The organism is Streptomyces sp. NPDC058751, assembly GCF_042746485.1.
GTDB lineage: Bacteria > Actinomycetota > Actinomycetes > Streptomycetales > Streptomycetaceae > Streptomyces.
The window spans coordinates 325,710-342,663 of sequence record NZ_JBHYPZ010000003.1 but is presented as its reverse complement, the minus strand read 5'-3'; the positions used below and the strand labels follow the sequence as shown (position 1 = coordinate 342,663).

The following is a 16,954-nucleotide window of genomic DNA, read 5'->3' as shown; positions in this document are numbered from 1 at the left end:
GCGATCGCCGGAAGCCGTTCGGCCGCCGTACGGAACGTGCCGTGCACCGCGGGATCCGTCTGCCCGCTCTCCGAACGCGGGAAGAACTCGTACCAGGCCCCGTACAGCGCCCGCTCCCGCTCCACCAGCAACGGCAACGGCTCGGACGACGTCACGAGTTCGCGCAGCGGATGCCCCGCGAGGACGGCGTCCACCTGCGGGGTGAGCGCGGCGGCCAGGCGGGAGGCCACGGGACGACCGGTGTCGCGCAGCGCGTCCACGGCCCCGAGGAGCGTGTCCCTGCCCTTCTTGCCACGGGTCCCCTTCGGCAGGCCGGCGGCCGCCCGCTCGTACAGCAGGGCGCCCTCCTCCAGCACCAGTTCGGTGTCGAGACCGGCGGGGATCTTGATGCCCGCGTGGTGCCGCCAGGTGGTGACCGGGTCGCTCCACGCCTCTACCGTGTACGTCCAGCGGCCCTCCGCGCCGGCGCTCACCCGGGCGCCCCAGCGGTCGGTGCCGGGGGCCAGCTCGCGCATCGGCGTCCACGGGCCGGGGCGGCCGTCCGGGCCGCGCAGGACGACGTTCGCCGCGACGGCGTCGTGGCCCTCGCGGAAGACGGTGGCCGACACCTCGAACTCCTCGCCCACCACCGCCTTGGCCGGCCGGCGCCCCTGCTGCACGACCGGGCGCACGTCGAGGACGGGGATGCGTCCGACGGCCGTCGCGGGAGCGGCGGCGGCGAGGGGCGCGTCGGGGGCGCGGGTGGCGGGGACGGAGGCCCTGCCCGCCTTCGGAGCGGCCTTGCCGCCCTTCGGCGCGCTCTTCCCCGTCCCGGTGGCGGACGTCTTGGCGGCGGACGGCCCGGTGGCCTTGGGAACGGACGACCTGGCCGCCTTCGGCGCGGGCGGTCCGGCCGTCCTCGGAGCGGACCTGGCCGTCTTCCTCGCCCCGGTGCCGGTGGCGGCACCGCGACGAGCGGGCGTTCCGGCGGCGGAGGCGGCGGCGGACGAGGTCTTCGGCTCGGTGGCGGGAGCCTCGGAGGCCGGGGCCCCGGTGTCCTGCCCGGTGGTGCCGGGGGTGGTGCCGGTGCTCGCCGGGCGCGCTTCGGAACCGGACGCGCCGGGGGTGGCGGACGGTTTCCCGGACGCGGCGGACGCGGCTGGTGCGGCGGATGTGGCGGGTGTACGGCGCCCGGCTTCGGCCGCGCGTGTCCTGGGGGTCTCGGGGGTGGTCGTCGGGGGTGGCGACGTGTGGTGCGTGGCGGGCATGACCGCTCCTGTCCGCGTCAACGTGGGTGGGCGGATGGGGTGTGGGGAGGTGGGGCCTGCGGGCGTACCGGAGGAGCCTTCCCACCCTATGCGGGTGGGCATTCCGGCACTTTGTTAACTACTCACGCGTATGTCTACACACAAGACCGGCCTCGTCCCGGGCAGGCGAGGCCGGTGCGGTGTGGCCGAATCACCCTGGCCGTACCGATGTCACCCCGGGGTCAGCCGATGTGCAGGAGCCTGTCCGGCGAACCCGGTCCCGCTCCCGACACCTTTCCCGGCACCGCCCGTCTCACCAGCGCCTTCACCACCTGGGCCGGTGAGGCTCCCGGACGGTCCGCCAGATACAGCGCGGCCGCGCCGGCGGCGTGCGGGCTCGCCATCGACGTACCGGAGTACGTGGATCTCGCCCTGTCACCGGTGTACGAAGTCGACGTGATGTCCACCCCCGGCGCGAAGAGGTCGAGCGCGGGCCCGGTGTTCGAGAAGCCCGCCCGCGCGTCGGTCCGGCCGCTCGCGCCGACCGTGAGCGCCTCGGCGACCCGGGCCGGGGAGCGGAGGGAGGCGGGCAGCCCGGAGTTGCCCGCCGCGACCGTGTAGGTCACGCCGGAGGCGATGGAGTTGCGGACGGCCGCGTCGAGCTGCGCGTCGGCGTACCCGCCCAGGCTGAGGTTGGCCACGGCCGGCTTCCTCGCGTGCCGGGTGACCCAGTCGATGCCCGCGATGACCTGGGCGGTGGAACCGGCCCCTTCGTCGTCGAGGACGCGGACGGCGACGATCCTGGCCCTCTTGGCCACGCCGTACGCGGTTCCGGCGGCCGTTCCGGCGACGTGGGTGCCGTGGCCGTTGCCGTCCTGCGCCGTCGCGTCGCCGTCGACGAAGTCCCAGCCGTAGCTCGCCCGGCCCCCGAAGTCCCGGTGCGTGACGCGGACGCCGGTGTCGATCACGTAGACGGTCACCCCCGAACCCGCCGACCGGGGTGCCGTGTACCGCCCGTCGAGCGGCCGGCCCGGCTGGTCGATCCGGTCCAGGCCCCACGGCGGCGGGTTCCCCCGGCCCCGGCCGGGCGCCGCGGCGGTGTCCGGGACCCGGTCGAACGCGACCCGCCTGTCCCTGGCGACGGAGGCCACGCGGGGATCCGCGGCGAGCCGCCGGGCCCGCCCCGCGTCCGCCCGCACGGCGAAGCCGTTGAGAGCCGCGCCGTAGACGTGGCTGATCCTCGCTCCGTACCGCGCGGCCACGGCCGAGCCGGCCGACGACGAGGCCCGCGTACTCCCCTTGAGCGTCACGATGTAGCTGCCGCTGACGGAGCCCGGCTCCCCCGCGCCGGTCGTCCGCCCCGCCCCGGCCCCCCGGACGGGCGGGGCGTTGGCCGAAAGCACCGCGGCCGTCGTGACCGCCGTGAGGCCCGCCGCCCAGCGCAGACGCCACTTCCTCGTCCGTGCCATGACCTGAGTTCCCCTCCTCGACTCGACGTACCGGGGCCGGGTCCGGCCGCCGGGGGCCGCGACGGGGCGAACGTTGCCTGCCACGGCACCAGGACAGGGGCCGGCCGTACGTCACCCGGTGAGCCTCTCGTGCGGTGCGAAGCGCCACAAGACCGCCTATGCGGGTGGAATCGGCCATGCCGTCCGGGGGATGTCCGCGAAGGTTGCGTCGATTTCACGCCGATGTCACACGGTCGGCCCAGATCGGGCGGCGTGCCGCGATGCGCCGTGTCGCGAAGGCACCCTCGCCGCTAACGTCGTGGGAGACGAAGGCCGCACAACGCCGTGCGTCCCTTAGCCGCGTACGTCCTGTGTGAAGGTGGAATTCGTGAAGGCGATCCGCAGACTCACCGTCCGACCCGTTCTCCCCGAAGCCCTTCACCCCCTCAGTGACCTGGCACGCAACCTCCGCTGGTCCTGGCACGCCGAGACCCGCGACCTCTTCCGGTCCGTCGACCCCGGGCGCTGGGCGGCGTGCGGCGGCGACCCCGTACGGCTGCTCGGCAGCGTTCCGGCCGGACGGCTCACGGAGCTCACGCGGGACAGCGGCTTCCTGAGCCGTCTCGCCGAGGCCCGCGACGACCTGCGCGAGTACATGAGCGGCGACCGCTGGTACCAGACGCAGACCTCGGACCTGCCCGCCGCCATCGCCTACTTCTCGCCCGAGTTCGGCATCACCGCCGCCCTGCCCCAGTACTCCGGGGGCCTCGGCATCCTCGCGGGCGACCATCTCAAGGCCGCCAGCGACCTGGGCGCCCCGCTGATCGGCGTGGGCCTGCTCTACCGGCACGGCTACTTCCGCCAGTCCCTGTCCCGCGAGGGCTGGCAGCAGGAGCACTATCCCGTCCTCGACCCCAACGAACTGGCCGTGGTCCCCCTGAGCGAGGACGACGGCACCCCCGCCCAGGTGTCCCTGGCGCTGCCCGGCGGCCGCGCGCTGCGCGCCCGCGTCTGGCTGGCCCAGGTCGGCCGGGTCCCGCTGCTCATGCTCGACTCCGACGTCGAGGAGAACGGCCCCGGCGAACGCGGGGTCACCGACCGGCTCTACGGCGGCGGCAGCGAACACCGGCTGCTCCAGGAGATGCTGCTCGGCATAGGAGGTGTACGGGCGGTCCGGACGTACTGCCGGCTGACCGGGCACCCGCAGCCCGAGGTGTTCCACACCAACGAGGGGCACGCGGGGTTCCTCGGCCTGGAGCGGATCGCCGAACTGACCGACCAGGGGCTGGACTTCGCGTCCGCGCTGGAGGCGGTCAGGGCCGGTACGGTCTTCACCACCCACACCCCGGTGCCCGCCGGCATCGACCGCTTCGACCGGGAGGTGGTCGCCCGCCACTTCGGCGCCGACGCCGAACTCCCGCGCATCGACGTGGACCGCGTCCTCGCCCTCGGCATGGAGACCTATCCCGGAGGCGAGCCCGGCCTGTTCAACATGGCGGTGATGGGCCTGCGGCTGGGCCAGCGGGCGAACGGGGTCTCGCTGCTGCACGGCCAGGTCAGCCGGGAGATGTTCTCCGGGCTCTGGCCGGGCTTCGACCCCGACGAGGTGCCGATCACCTCGGTCACCAACGGCGTCCACGCGCCGACCTGGGTGGCCCCCGAGGTCTTCCGCCTCGGCGCCCGGCAGGTCGGCGAGCGGCGCACCGAGGACGCGCTGACCGTCGGTGGCTCCGACCGCTGGGACGCGGTGGCCGAGATCGCCGACCAGGAGATCTGGGACCTGCGCAGGGTGCTGCGGGAACAACTGGTGTCCGAGGTGCGGGACCGGCTGCGGGCCTCCTGGCGCCAGCGCGGCGCTGGCACCGCCGAACTCGGCTGGATCGACGGCGTGCTCGACCCCGACGTCCTCACCATCGGCTTCGCGCGCCGGGTCCCCTCCTACAAACGGCTGACCCTCATGCTGCGCGACCGCGACCGGCTCGCGGACCTGCTGCTGCACCCCGAGCGGCCGGTCCAGATCGTCGTCGCCGGCAAGGCGCACCCCGCGGACGACGGCGGCAAGCGGCTGATCCAGGAACTGGTCCGGTTCGCGGACGACCACCGCGTGCGCCACCGGATCGTCTTCCTGCCCGACTACGGCATGGCGATGGCCCAGAAGCTCTACCCGGGCTGCGACATCTGGCTCAACAACCCGCTGCGCCCGCTGGAGGCGTGCGGCACGAGCGGGATGAAGGCCGCGCTCAACGGCTGCCTCAACCTCTCCGTCCTGGACGGCTGGTGGGACGAATGGTTCCAGCCGGACTTCGGCTGGGCGATCCCGACCGCGGACGGCACGGCGACCGACGACGACCGCCGGGACGAGCTGGAGGCCGCGGCCCTGTACGACCTCCTGGAGCGGCGGGTGGCCCCCCGCTTCTACGAGCGCGGCCAGGAGGGCCTGCCCGACCGGTGGATCGAGATGGTCCGCAGGACGCTGACGCACCTCGGCCCGAAGGTCCTGGCGGGCCGGATGGTGCGCGAGTACGTGGAGCGCCTGTACGCCCCGGCGGCCCAGGCCCACCGTGCCCTCACCCCCCAGGCGGCGCGCGAGCTGGCCGTCTGGAAGGCGCGGGTCCGTGCCGCCTGGCCGGGGGTCACGGTCGACCACGTCGAGGCGTCCTCGGCCACCACGACCGCCGAGCTGGGCACCACGCTGTCGCTGCGCGTCCGTGTCGGTCTCGGCGACCTCGCCCCCGACGACGTGGAGGTCCAGGCGGTCGCGGGACGGGTGGACGGGGACGACCGCATCGCGGACGCGGCCCGCGTCCCGCTGAAGCCGGCCAACAGCCCCGACCTGGAAGGTCGTTGGGTGTACGAGGGCCCGCTGTCCCTCGACCGCACCGGCCCCTTCGGCTACACGGTCCGGATCCTGCCCTCGCACCGTCTGCTGGCATCCGGCGCGGAGATGGGCCTGGTCGTCGTGCCGGTGGAGGAACCGTCCGAGGCGGCCGGGGTGTTGATGCGGTAGGCCCGCGCGGGCACCGGGGAGGCCGGGGTCACCGCTTCGCGGCGGCGGCCTCGATCTCCTCGGTGAACTGCCGGGCGCTGACGGCCTTGCCGTCCTCGTCGAGCAGCGTGATGTGCCGGTCGCCGACCTTCGCCGCCGGGGTGCCGGTGACGTCGCTGTCGTAGAAGGTCTCGCCGACCTTGTCGGCCCAGGCGAGGTAAGTGCCTTCCTTGACGGCCTTGTTGAAGGCGTGCGTGCGCAGACCGGGCACCTTCCCGGCGATCTCCAGCAGCTTGGAGGTGCTGCCGAAGGTGTCGGTCGTCTCCTCCTTCGGCTGGGCCTCGTACAGGGCGGTGTGGAACTGCTTGAACAGGGCGGGGCTCTCGTTCAGGGCCGCTCCGAGCGCTCCGAGCGCGGTCCGGGAGCCCTTCCCTTCGAGGCGCTTGTCCAGGAAGGTGGCCATGTGGAACTCGACCTTCACCTTGCCGGAGTCGGCGAGGTTCGTGAGGGTCGGGCCCAGGTCGCGCTCGAAGACCGCGCAGTAGGGGCAGCGGGGATCCTCGTAGACGCTGAGGGTGGTGGGGGCGCTCGCCTTCCCGTACGTGATCACCGTGCCGTCCTTCCCGGAGGTGTTCGCCGGGACGACGAGCGGCGCCGCCTTCGAAGCGCTCGGCGCGGACTCACCGTCGCTGTCGGCGGCGAGCCCGATGCCGACACCTGCGGTGAGCGCGAGCGCGGTGGCCGCGGCACCGGTCACCAGGGCACGGTGCGAGATCTTCTTGACGGGCATGGGCGTCCCTTGTCGCGAGGGGAGGGTGGGCCGTGAGGTCCCTCCCGACGCTACGGCGGCGCACCACCTCCCGGAACGGCCCTCCGGCCGTGATCGGCAGGTCCGTCGGGCCCGTTCCCGGGGCCCGGACGTCCCACCCGCGATGGGACCTTTTTCCTTTTCGCCCGCCCGGGGCGGCGGTGGCGGGGACGGCCGGGCGGAGGGGATTCAGGCCTGGTCGTGCGGTGCGCACAGGCGGCGCAGCACCGCCCCGCAGCGCCGTGCGTACACGTGCTGCAGCCGCCGGACCGCCGGGCCGCCCGCGCGGGCGTACCACTTGGACGCGCGGCTGAAGGCGGTGACCGTGAGCCAGACGGTTCCGTCACCGGTGCGGTTGACGACGAACGCCTCCTCGCCGCACTCGGGGTGGCCGGGGAGGGTTCCGTAGGCCCAGGCGGTGCGCCGGTGCTCCTCGGCGGTCCAGACTATGCGGCAGGGGGCCTTGATCAGGCCGAGGCCGACCGTGACGTCGACACCCGGGGCCGCCTTGTCGGCGTCGGAGACCATGCGGATCCCCATGGCCCGGTGCAGTTCCCAGGTCATCAGGGCCTCAGACGCGCGCCGGAAGACGGCCTCGCCCTCGCCGATGCGGGAGCGCACGTGCAGCCGGTGGAAGCCCGGGGGGCAGCGGTCCTCGCGGGTCGCGCCCACGTCCTCGTACGTGTAGGGCATGGGGGCAAGGGTAAGGCGGCACCCGGCACGGAACCGTGCCGGGTGCCGCCTCGTTTCGATTACGTTCGCACTAGCTGACGTTGACCGCGGTCCAGGCCGCCGCCACCGTCGCGTACTCGGTGCTGCTGGAGCCGTACAGCGCGGACGCCGCCGACAGGGTGGCCGTGCGGGCGCCCTTGTAGTTCGTCGACGAGGTCATGTAGGTCGTCAGCGCCTTGTACCAGATCTGCAGGGCCTTGGCCCGGCCGATGCCGGTGACCGTCGAGCCGTTGTAGGTCGGGGAGCTGTAGCTGACGCCGTTGATCGTCTTCGAACCGCTGCCCTCCGAGAGGAGGTAGAAGAAGTGGTTCGCGACGCCGGACGAGTAGTGCACGTCCTTGCTGCCGACGGAGGAGGACCAGTAGTCCACGGAGCCGCCGTCCTTGCTGGGCTTGTCCATGTAGCGCAGCGGGGTGCCGTTGCCGTTGATGTTGATCTTCTCGCCGATGAGGTAGTCGCCCACGTCGGAGGAGTTCGCCGCGTAGAACTCGACACCGGTGCCGAAGATGTCCGAGGTGGCCTCGTTGAGGCCGCCGGACTCGCCCGAGTAGGTCAGGCCGGCGGTGTTGGAGGTGACGCCGTGGCTCATCTCGTGGCCGGCCACGTCCAGCGAGGTCAGCGGGTGCGTGTTGCTCGCCCCGTCGCCGTAGGTCATGCAGAAGCAGCTGTCGTCCCAGAACGCGTTGACGTACGCGTTGCCGTAGTGGACGCGCGAGTACGCGGCGACGCCGTTGTTCTTGATGCCGCTGCGGCCGAAGGTGTTCTTGTAGAAGTCCCAGGTCGTCTGGGCGCCGTAGGCGGCGTCGGCGGCCGCGGTCTGGTCGGTGGTGGAGCTGGAGGCCGCGCCGGTGCCCCACACGTCGTCCGCGTCGGTGAACAGCGTGCCCGCGGAGGAGGACGTGGCGTGCGCCTTGTTGTACGTCTTGTGGCTGCCGCGGGTGCCGTCGGTCAGCTGGTAGGTCGAGCCCGACAGCGTGGTGTTGAGGGTGACGGTGCCCGAGTAGAGGGTCTTGCCGGTGCCGGTCTCGATGCCCTGGTACTCGTAGAGCTTCTGGCCGGTGGCCGCGTCGGTGATGACGTGCAGCTCGTTGGGGGTGCCGTCGTCCTGGAGGCCGCCGACGACGGTCTCGTAGGCGAGGGTCGGCTTGCCGGTGGCGGCCCAGATCACCTTGCGGGGGGCCTGGTCGGCGGAGGTCTTGGCGGAGCCGGCGTCCTTGGCGGCGGTCAGTGCCTGCTTCTCGGCCTTGGCGGTGGTGACCAGCGGCTTGAGCGAGGAGACCTTGATGGCGGCCTTCGTCGCCTTCGTCACGGTCTCGGCCTTGCCGGCCTTCTCGTGCACGACGAGGTCGCCGCCGAGGACCGGAAGTCCCTGGTACGTGCGCTCGTAGCGGGTGTGGACCGTACCGTCGACATCCTTGACGACGTCTCTGACGACCAGCTTCTCCTGGGCGCCGAGGCCTATGTGCTCGGCCGTCTCCGTCTTGGCGGCGTCGGCCTCCTGGATGAGCGCGGTACGCGCGGACGCGGAGAGCAGGAGGGGCGCACCGGCGAGGGTGGCGGACTTGCCGGCGGGGGCGGCCTCCGTCTGGGCGGAGGCACCGGTGGTCAGACCGGTGGTGAGCAGGGCTCCGGCAGCGACAGCGGTGGCGATGGCCAGAGTGGTGCGCTTGTGACGCGCGTAGAGGGGAGTCACGCAAGCTCCTTCATGTGGGGACGTCCGAACGGCGTGGGGGCCGGGCGGACGGTTGGGAAGTTGCGGTGCGGGTGAGCCGTGCGGGTGAAGCGTGCCATCCCAGGCGCGTACATGTCAGGAGCCCATAAGGACCTTGGCCGAAAATCGTCGATCAGGTGAACAATCGGGTTCCACGGCGCCGGACCGGGCACCGTCAAGGGCCGGTCAACGCAAACCTCCGCCCGGGTAAAACGCGAACCTCCACCCGGGCGAAACGCGAACTCCGCCCTGGCGCGCTGCTCGCGTGCGGACTTCCGCCGCGGTCTACGGGAAGGTGAGCTTCCAGCTGTTGATGTAGCCGGTGTCCTGGGCCGCCTGGTCCTGGACCTTCAGTTTCCAGGTGCCGTTGGCGACCTCGGAGGACGCGTTGACCGTGTAGGTCGTGTTCACGTTGTCCGCCGAGTCGGACGAGCTGAAGTTCTTCAGGCGGTAGGTCGAGCCGTCCGGGGCGACCAGATCGATCACCAGGTCACCGCGCCAGGTGTGCACGATGTCCACGGCGACCGCGAGGTTCGACGGGGCGTTGCCGGTGCGGCCGCTGACCGTGACCGAGGACGTGACCGCCGCTCCGTTGTCCGGAATCGACACGTCGGCCGTGTTCTCGAACGACGTGCCGCCACCGCCGCCGGGCCGTGAACCGACGTTCACGCCCGCCCAGGCGTTCTGCACCGCCGTGTACTCGGCGCTCGTCGTGCCGTACAGCTCACCCGCCGCCGCGAGCGTGCCGGTGCGGGCCGCCGCGTAGTTGGTGGTCGAGGTGAACTTGGTGGTGAGCGCGCGGTACCAGATCTGCAGCGCCTTGTCGCGGCCGATGCCGGTGACCGGAAGGCCGTCGGAGGTGGGCGAGTTGTAGCTGACGCCGTTGACGACCTTGGCGCCGCTGCCCTCGCTCAGCAGGTAGAAGAAGTGGTTCGCGATGCCGGACGAGTAGTGCACGTCGACGCCGCCGACACCGGAGTACCAGGAGTCCTTGGAGGCGCCGTCCTTGCTGGGCTTGTCCATGTAGCGCAGCGGGGTGCCGTCGCCGTTGATGTCGATCTTCTCGCCGACGAGATAGTCGCCCGGGTCGGAGGAGTTCGCCGCGTAGAACTCCACGCCGGCGGCGAAGATGTCCGAGGTGCCCTCGTTGAGGCCGCCGGACTCGCCCGAGTAGTTGAGGTTCGCGGTGTTGGAGGTGACGCCGTGGCTCATCTCGTGGGCCGCGACGTCCAGCGAGGTCAGTGCGTGGGTGTTGCCCGACCCGTCGCCGTAGGTCATGCAGAAGCAGCTGTCGTCCCAGAACGCGTTGACGTACGCGTTGCCGTAGTGGACGCGCGAGTACGCGCCCACCCCGTTGTTCTTGATGCCGCTGCGGCCGAAGGTGTTCTTGTAGAAGTCCCAGGTCTCGGCCGCGCCGTAGTGGGCGTCGGCACCGGCCGTGGCGGCGTTCGACCCGGAGCCGTTGCCCCAGGTGTCGCTCGTCTGCGAGAACAGCGTGCCGGTGCCCGACGTCCCCCGGTTCAGGTTGTACGTCTTGTGGTTGCCGCGCGCGCCGTCGTTGAGCGTGTAGTTGGAGCCCGACTGCGTGGTCGTCAGGGTCACCTGGCCGCTGTACTGGGTGTTGCCGGTGCCGGTCTTGACGCCCTGGTACTCGTAGAGCTTCTGGCCGGTGGCCGCGTCGGTGATGACGTGCAGCTCGTTGGGGGTGCCGTCGTCCTGGAGGCCGCCGACGACGGTCTCGTAGGCGAGGGCCGGCTTGCCGGTGGCCGCCCAGATCACCTTGCGGGGCGCGCGGTCGGCGGCGGTGCTCTTCGAACCGGCGGCCCTGGCGGCGGACAGCGCCTGCTTCTCGGCCTTGCCGGCGGTGATCGCGGGCGTGAGGTCGGCGACCCTCAGGGCCGCCTTCGTCGCCTTGTAGACGTGCCCGGTCTTCCCGGACTTCGCGGTGTCGACGACCATGTCGCCGCCGAGGACCGGCAGTCCTTCGTACGTCCGCTCGTAGCGGGTGTGGACGGTGCCGTCGGCGTCCTTCATGACGTCACGCGCGACGAGGCTCTCGCCGGCGCCGAGACCGAGCTCCCTGGCGGTCGTGGCCTTGGCGGCGTCGGCGTCGCGTATCAGCTCGGTGCGCTGCGAGGCGGTGAGCTTCACGGAGACGGTGCCCGGGTTGCCCCTGTCCGCCCGGGGGGCCTGTTCGGGGGCGGCGCTCGCGGCGCCCGACTGGACGGCCGCGGCCAGCAGGGCGGTGACGCCGACGAGGGCGACACCGGCGACGCGGCGCTTGGTGATGTGGGAGGTGCGTCTGTGGGGAGAACTGCTGCTCAACACTGACTCCTTCTGCATGGCCGCGGATCGCGCGGCCAGGGGAGACCGGACGATGGACGAAGCCGTCCGGGCAGAACTGGGCGTACGCGGAACCAGGTGCATGGGGTCGTTCGGCACGGCACAGCCGGATTTGCTGTGAGGTTGCTGTGAAGTGACCGAGGGAAGAGTGGCAGGAGATAACCCTTTCTGTCAGGACCGCGTCACAAAAATGGCCGGAAACGGTTCGTTGTCCGGTTGGTCGTGTTCGGTATACGGACTGTCCTTCGGGTGTTCGCCTCGGCGTGCCGGACGTGACGGCGCGAGGGCGGGCCGGCGTGAAGGCGTGACGGTGTTTCGGCCAATGCCCCGGGGCGCCCCGGAGCGAGGACCCGGCAGGGCGGCGCGTACCGCCAGATGACCGGACCGCCGTCAGCAACGGAATGAAGACCGGCCCCTTTCGGGGGCCCACCGGCACGTCCGCTCGCCCGCCTCCCGCCCCTGCGGTTTGAGTGATCTCCGGCATTCCGGCCCGTACCGGGCGTCCCGACCGGGCGAGGCGGTGCGATCCGGACAGGTACACCCGCAGGAGGTTTGGTGAGAAGGTCACATTGGTGTGCGAGCCTCGCGGCGCTGGGGGGCCTGACCGGCTCCCTGATGCTCGGCTCCTCCGTCTCGTCCGCGGCGCCCGACCGTCCCGACGGCAGCCGCGCGACCGGCACCGTCCACGCCCTGTCCGCCACCCCGGAGCCGAAGCCGGCCCCCGGGCACGTCAAGCCGGGCGACGGGAACGGGTCCGACGCCTCGCGCGTGTGCAGGGGGCTCGTACCGGACCCCATCCCGCCGAGGCTGAGCCGCCTCTACTTCTGCGGTGACTGGCGCCTCGGCCCCCGGTGGCTGCCGGACAGGGGCGTGCTCGGGCGCATCCTCGACCGGTACGACCGCCTCGGTGGCCTCACCGCCGTCGCGTTCCTCGACAAGTGGTGGGACCCCGCCGCCGACTCGGGCCAGGGCGACTGGCGCTACCCGCCGGACGACGGCTTCACCCACGACAACGGGACGGTGCTCGCCGCCCCGCTCGTGCTCCACGCCGGTCTGCGGCTCGACCGCTTCGGCAGCGAGGCGGGCCGCTTCCTGGCCCCCGAGGGCACCAAGTACGGCAAGCGGGCCATCCCCCCGTCGAGCCTCAACACCGCCGACCCGCGCTACCCGTACAACTACCACTCCTACCGGCTCGCCAAGGACGTGACGGTCTGCGCGGGCAAGACCGCCCCCGGGTTCGAACAGCCCGGCCTCGGCACCCAGTACGTGACGTCGAGCAGGTTCTGCCCGGACATCCCCCGCACCACGGTCGCGGACCTCGTGAGCAACGGCACGCTGGTGCGGACCGACGGCTGACCGCGCCGCCCGTCCACGGGCGCGCGATCGCGCGCGGAAGCCGGTCCCGGCGACGGCCGGGCCGGCTCCGCCCCGGCGGAAGGCGGAGCGCATGGACCGGTTCGCGCTGTGCCGGGCCCTCCGGGAGGCCCGGGTCCCCGCCACGTCCTACGAGATCGTGGACTGCCCGAGCCCCCACCGGGCGGCCGACCGCTACTTCCTCGACGGCCGCGCCGGGGACTGGACCGTGGGCGTCCACGAACGGGGGGCCCGCCAGGTCTTCGAGCGGTTCACGGAGGAGGACGCGGCCTGCCGGTGGATCCACGACCGGCTCCTCGGCGGGGAACCGCCCGCCACGGACCCCGCCCCCGAGGAGCCGGCCGGCCCGGAAACCGACCCCGGGGCCCTGCAGCGGCAGGCCGACGACGACCTCGAGGCGGCCCTCGCCGAACTGCGCCGCGGGGCGGCCGGGAAACCGGGGGAGGAGCCCCCTCGGGAGCCCCGCGAGGAGCCCTCGGACACGCCCTAGACGAGACTGTCCCGCCAGGCCCGGTGCAGGTCCGCGAAGTGGCCCGTGCCCGCGATGAGTTCGGCGGGCGCGCCGTCCTCGACGATCCGGCCGTGCTCCATCACCAGCACCCGGTCGGCGATCGCCACCGTCGACAGGCGGTGCGCGATGACCACGGCCGTACGTCCCTGCAGGACCGTCGACATGGCGCGCTGCACGGCCCGCTCGCCAGGGATGTCCAGGGAACTGGTCGCCTCGTCGAGGATCAGGACGGCCGGGTCGGCGAGCAGCGCCCGCGCGAAGGCGACCAGCTGACGCTGGCCGGCGGAGATCCGGCCGCCGCGCTTGCGCACGTCCGTGTCGTAGCCGTCGGGCAGGGCGCTGATGAAGTCGTGCGCGCCGATCGCCTTCGCCGCCCGCTCGATCTCCTCCCGGCTCGCCTCGGGCCGGCCGATCGCGATGTTCTCGGCGACCGTGCCCGAGAACAGGAACGCCTCCTGGGTCACCATCACCACCCCGCGCCGCAGTTCGGGCACCGCCAGCTCGCGCAGATCGACGCCGTCGAGCAGGACCCGGCCCTCGGAGGGGTCGTAGAACCGGGCCAGGAGCTTGGCCAGCGTCGACTTGCCGGCGCCGGTCGAGCCGACCACGGCCACCGTCTGCCCGGCGGGCAGGGTGAGCGAGAAGGAGGGAAGGACCTCCCCGCCGGTGCGGTACGCGAAGCGGACCGCGTCGAACACGACCTCGCGGCCGGGGTGTTCGGAGGCCAGGGCCGGAAGCCGCCGGGGGACGGACGGCTCGGGCACGGACGGCGTCTGGGCCAGCAGACCGGCGATCTTCTCCAGCGAGGCCGCGGCGGACTGGTAGGAGTTCAGGAACATGCCGAGGCGGTCGATGGGGTCGTAGAGCCGGCGCAGGTAGAGGACCGCCGCGGCGAGCACGCCGAGCGCCAGCGAACCCGACGCCACCCGGTAGGCGCCCCACAGGACGATGCCCGCGACCGCCGTGTTGGCGACGAGCCGGGAGCCGACGACGTACTGGGCCATCTCCAGCAGGGCGTCGCCGTTCGTCCGCTCGTGCCGCTTGTTGAGCACCTTGAACTCGGCCTCGTTGGCGGCCTCGCGGCGGAACGCGCGCACCGGCCGGATGCCGTTCATCGTCTCCGCGAACTTCACGATCACCGCGGCGATCGTCGTCGAGCGGACGGCGAAGATCTCGCCCGCGCGGCGCCGGTAGCGGCGGACGAGCAGGTACAGCGGAACGAAGGAGGCCACCGCGACCGCGCCCAGACCGGCGTCCAGCCAGAGCAGCATCGCCGAGATGCAGACGAAGGACAGGACGACGGTGACGAGTTCCTGGAGGCCCTCGCTGAGCAGTTCGCGCAGCGACTCGACGTCCGTCGTGGAGCGGGAGATCAGCCGGCCCGAGGTGTAGCGCTCGTGGAAGTCGACGCTGAGCGCCTGGGCGTGCCGGAAGATCCGGCCGCGCAGATCGAGCAGCACGTCCTGGTTGACCCGCGCCGAGGTGGTGATGAAGCCGTACTGGAGTCCGCCGGAGGCCGCCGAACACAGCAGGTAGGCGGCGCCGACCATGATCAGCGGCCCGTTGTCGTCCTGCCGGAAGGCCGGTACGGCACGGTCGATGGCGTACGCCACCAGCAGCGGGCCCGCCTGCACGGCGGCCTGCTGGAGCAGCAGCAGAACGGTGGCCAGGGCGACCCGGGCGCGGAGCGGGGCGAGCAGCGAGCGCAGCAGCGTCGCGGTCGCCCCCGGGGGAGCGGGCAGGGTGTCGTGGTCGAAGGGGTCCTGGTGCGGTCCAGCCGACGGGGGCGCCCCGTCCTTCGGTTCCTTGTCCGGCGCGGTGGCCGTGGGTGCCGCCGTCATCGGCCGTCCTCCTCTGCGCCCGACATCAGGTGGGCGTATTCGGCGTGGGTGCGCAGCAGCTCGTGGTGGGTGCCGACCGCCGTGATCCGGCCGCCGGAGATCAGGGCCACCCGGTCGGCCAGCAGGACCGTGGACGGGCGGTGCGCCACGATCAGCGCGGTCGTCTCCGCCAGCACCCGGCGCAGGGCGGCCTCGACCGCCGCCTCGGTGTGCACGTCCAGTGCCGACAGCGGGTCGTCGAGCACCAGGAAGCGCGGGCGGCCGACGACGGCGCGGGCCAGCGCGAGCCGCTGCCGCTGGCCGCCCGAGAGGCTGAGGCCCTGTTCGCCGACCTGCGTCCCCGTGCCCCGGGGCAGCGCGTGCGCGAAGTCGGCCTGGGCGACGGACAGGGCGCGGTCGAGTTCCGCGCGGCCCGCGGTCTCCGGGGCGCCCATCAGGACGTTCTCGCCGACGGTGGCGGAGAAGAGGGTGGGTTCCTCGAAGGCGACGGCGACGAGTTCGCGCAGTTCCTCGCGGGGCATGCCGGTGATGTCCCGGCCGTCCAGGGTGATCCGGCCGGACGTCACCTCGTGCAGACGGGGGACGAGCGCGGTGAGGGTGGTCTTGCCGGTGCCGGTGGCGCCGACGAGCGCCATGCTCTCGCCGGGGCGGACGTGCAGGTCGATGTGGGCCAGCACCGGGGGCGCGTCCGCGGGGGCGTCGGGATAGCGGAACGCGACCCCGTGGAACCTGAGTCCGCCCTCGCCGTCGCCCGCCGCCACGGCCCCGGATTCCCGTGTCCCGGCCCTCCGTTCGGTCGCCCCACCGGCGGTACGCGCCGCGGCTGCCGGGCCTGCCGTGGTGTCCCCGGCCCCCGCCGGTCCCGGAGCGGGTCCGGTCGCCACGGACGCGGCGACCGGGCCGTCGGACTCCGGCGTCGCCCGCATGACCTCGAAGTACCGCTCCGTGGCCGTCCCGGCCTCCTGGCTCATCGCGAGGAGGAAACCGATCGAGTCGACGGGCCAGCGCAGCGCGAGCGCGGTCGACAGGAACGCGACCAGCGTGCCGGCGGAGAGACGGCCGTCGGCGACCTGGACCGTGCCGAGCACGAGGGCGGCGCCGACGGCGAACTCGGGCAGGGTGACGATGACGGCCCAGATGGAGGCGAGCAGCCGGGCCTTGGCCAGTTCCGTGCCGCGCAACGTCCGGGACAGCTCGCGGAACGCGCGCGCCTGGCTGCGGTGGCGTCCGAACCCCTTGATGATCCGGATGCCGAGCACGCTCTCCTCGACCACCGTCGTCAGGTCGCCGACCTGGTCCTGGGCCCGCCGCGCCACCTCCGAGTAACGCCGCTCGAAGAGCCAGCAGACGATCACGACGGGGACGGCGGGGGCGAGGATCACCAGCCCGAGGGTCCACTGCTGGGCCAGCATGATGCAGATGCCCACGAGGATCGTCACGCCGTTCACCAGCAGGAACGTCAGCGGGAACGCCAGGAACATGCGGACCAGCATCAGATCGGTGGTCGCCCGGGACAGGAGCTGGCCCGAGGCCCAGCGGTCGTGGAAGGCGACCGGCAGGCGCTGGAGATGGCGGTACAGATCGGCACGCATGCCCGCCTCGACCCCGGCCAGCGGGCGGGCCACCAGCCAGCGGCGCAGCCCGAACAGACCGGCCTCGGCGATGCCGAGCAGCAGCAGGTACAGCGCCCCGAGCCAGACCCCCGCCGGATCGTGCCCGGCGACCGGGCCGTCCACCATCCACTTCAGGATCAGCGGGAACACGAGCGAGAGACAGGACGCGACTATGGCGACGAACGCGGCGCAGAACAGCCTCGCCCGCACCGGGCGGACGTAGGGCCACAGGCGCAGCAGGCTGCGCACGGTCGAACGGTCGGGACGGTCCGGGGCGGCTGCATCGGATGTGGTCATCACGAGCGAGCCTACGTTTCACCACTGACAGTGCCCACCGGGTTTTCGGCGCGTCCGGGGCGTC

At 72.6% G+C, this 16,954-nt stretch carries 11 protein-coding genes; 3 read left to right on the top strand and 8 right to left on the bottom strand.

Features of this window, described 5'->3' with window-relative positions:
• On the bottom strand, positions 1–1,247 hold a 1,247-nt coding region (locus tag ACFW6B_RS05250), incomplete at its 3' end, for a maltotransferase domain-containing protein (protein WP_386592168.1).
• A 221-nt stretch (positions 1,248–1,468) separates the two neighbouring features.
• On the bottom strand, positions 1,469–2,695 hold the full coding sequence (locus ACFW6B_RS05245) for a S8 family peptidase (protein ID WP_386592166.1): 1,227 nt from the start codon (positions 2,693–2,695) through the stop codon (positions 1,469–1,471).
• Between the two features lie 367 nt (positions 2,696–3,062).
• Between ACFW6B_RS05245 and ACFW6B_RS05240 the strand changes: the two genes are divergently transcribed.
• On the top strand, positions 3,063–5,681 hold the full coding sequence (locus ACFW6B_RS05240; RefSeq protein WP_386592193.1) for a glycosyltransferase family 1 protein: 2,619 nt from the start codon (positions 3,063–3,065) through the stop codon (positions 5,679–5,681).
• A gap of 28 nt (positions 5,682–5,709) precedes the next feature.
• Here ACFW6B_RS05240 and ACFW6B_RS05235 read toward each other — a convergent pair whose 3' ends face one another.
• The 4 genes from ACFW6B_RS05235 to ACFW6B_RS05220 form a co-directional block, all read right to left on the bottom strand.
• Complete coding sequence (locus ACFW6B_RS05235; protein ID WP_386592164.1) at positions 5,710–6,450, bottom strand: thioredoxin domain-containing protein; 741 nt, start codon at positions 6,448–6,450, stop codon at positions 5,710–5,712.
• A gap of 207 nt (positions 6,451–6,657) precedes the next feature.
• Positions 6,658–7,161 (bottom strand): DUF1990 family protein, encoded by a 504-nt coding sequence (locus tag ACFW6B_RS05230; RefSeq protein WP_386592162.1) that lies wholly within the window; start codon positions 7,159–7,161, stop codon positions 6,658–6,660.
• A 70-nt stretch (positions 7,162–7,231) separates the two neighbouring features.
• Positions 7,232–8,893: a M4 family metallopeptidase gene (locus ACFW6B_RS05225; RefSeq protein WP_386592160.1), complete on the bottom strand. Its 1,662-nt coding sequence runs from the start codon at positions 8,891–8,893 to the stop codon at positions 7,232–7,234.
• A gap of 303 nt (positions 8,894–9,196) precedes the next feature.
• Entirely contained in the window at positions 9,197–11,236 is a 2,040-nt protein-coding gene (locus tag ACFW6B_RS05220; RefSeq protein WP_386592158.1) for a M4 family metallopeptidase, read from the bottom strand.
• Positions 11,237–11,809: 573 nt separating this feature from the next.
• Between ACFW6B_RS05220 and ACFW6B_RS05215 the strand changes: the two genes are divergently transcribed.
• Complete coding sequence (locus ACFW6B_RS05215; protein WP_386592156.1) at positions 11,810–12,610, top strand: TNT domain-containing protein; 801 nt, start codon at positions 11,810–11,812, stop codon at positions 12,608–12,610.
• 91 nt (positions 12,611–12,701) lie between these two features.
• The gene (locus tag ACFW6B_RS05210; RefSeq protein WP_386592154.1) at positions 12,702–13,118 is read left to right on the top strand and encodes a hypothetical protein; all 417 of its coding nucleotides are present in this window, start codon (positions 12,702–12,704) and stop codon (positions 13,116–13,118) included.
• Here the strand turns inward: ACFW6B_RS05210 and ACFW6B_RS05205 are convergent.
• Positions 13,115–14,980, bottom strand: a complete 1,866-nt coding sequence (locus ACFW6B_RS05205) for an ABC transporter ATP-binding protein (RefSeq protein ID WP_386592152.1) — start codon at positions 14,978–14,980, stop codon at positions 13,115–13,117. The two genes, ACFW6B_RS05210 and ACFW6B_RS05205, sit on opposite strands and share 4 nt — an antisense overlap.
• Positions 14,977–16,890 carry an ABC transporter ATP-binding protein gene (locus tag ACFW6B_RS05200; protein ID WP_386592150.1) on the bottom strand — a complete coding sequence of 638 codons (1,914 nt, stop codon included), beginning with the start codon at positions 16,888–16,890 and terminating at the stop codon, positions 14,977–14,979. The genes ACFW6B_RS05205 and ACFW6B_RS05200 overlap by 4 nt, the downstream gene beginning before the upstream one ends.
• Between the last annotated feature and the right edge of the window lie 64 nt (positions 16,891–16,954).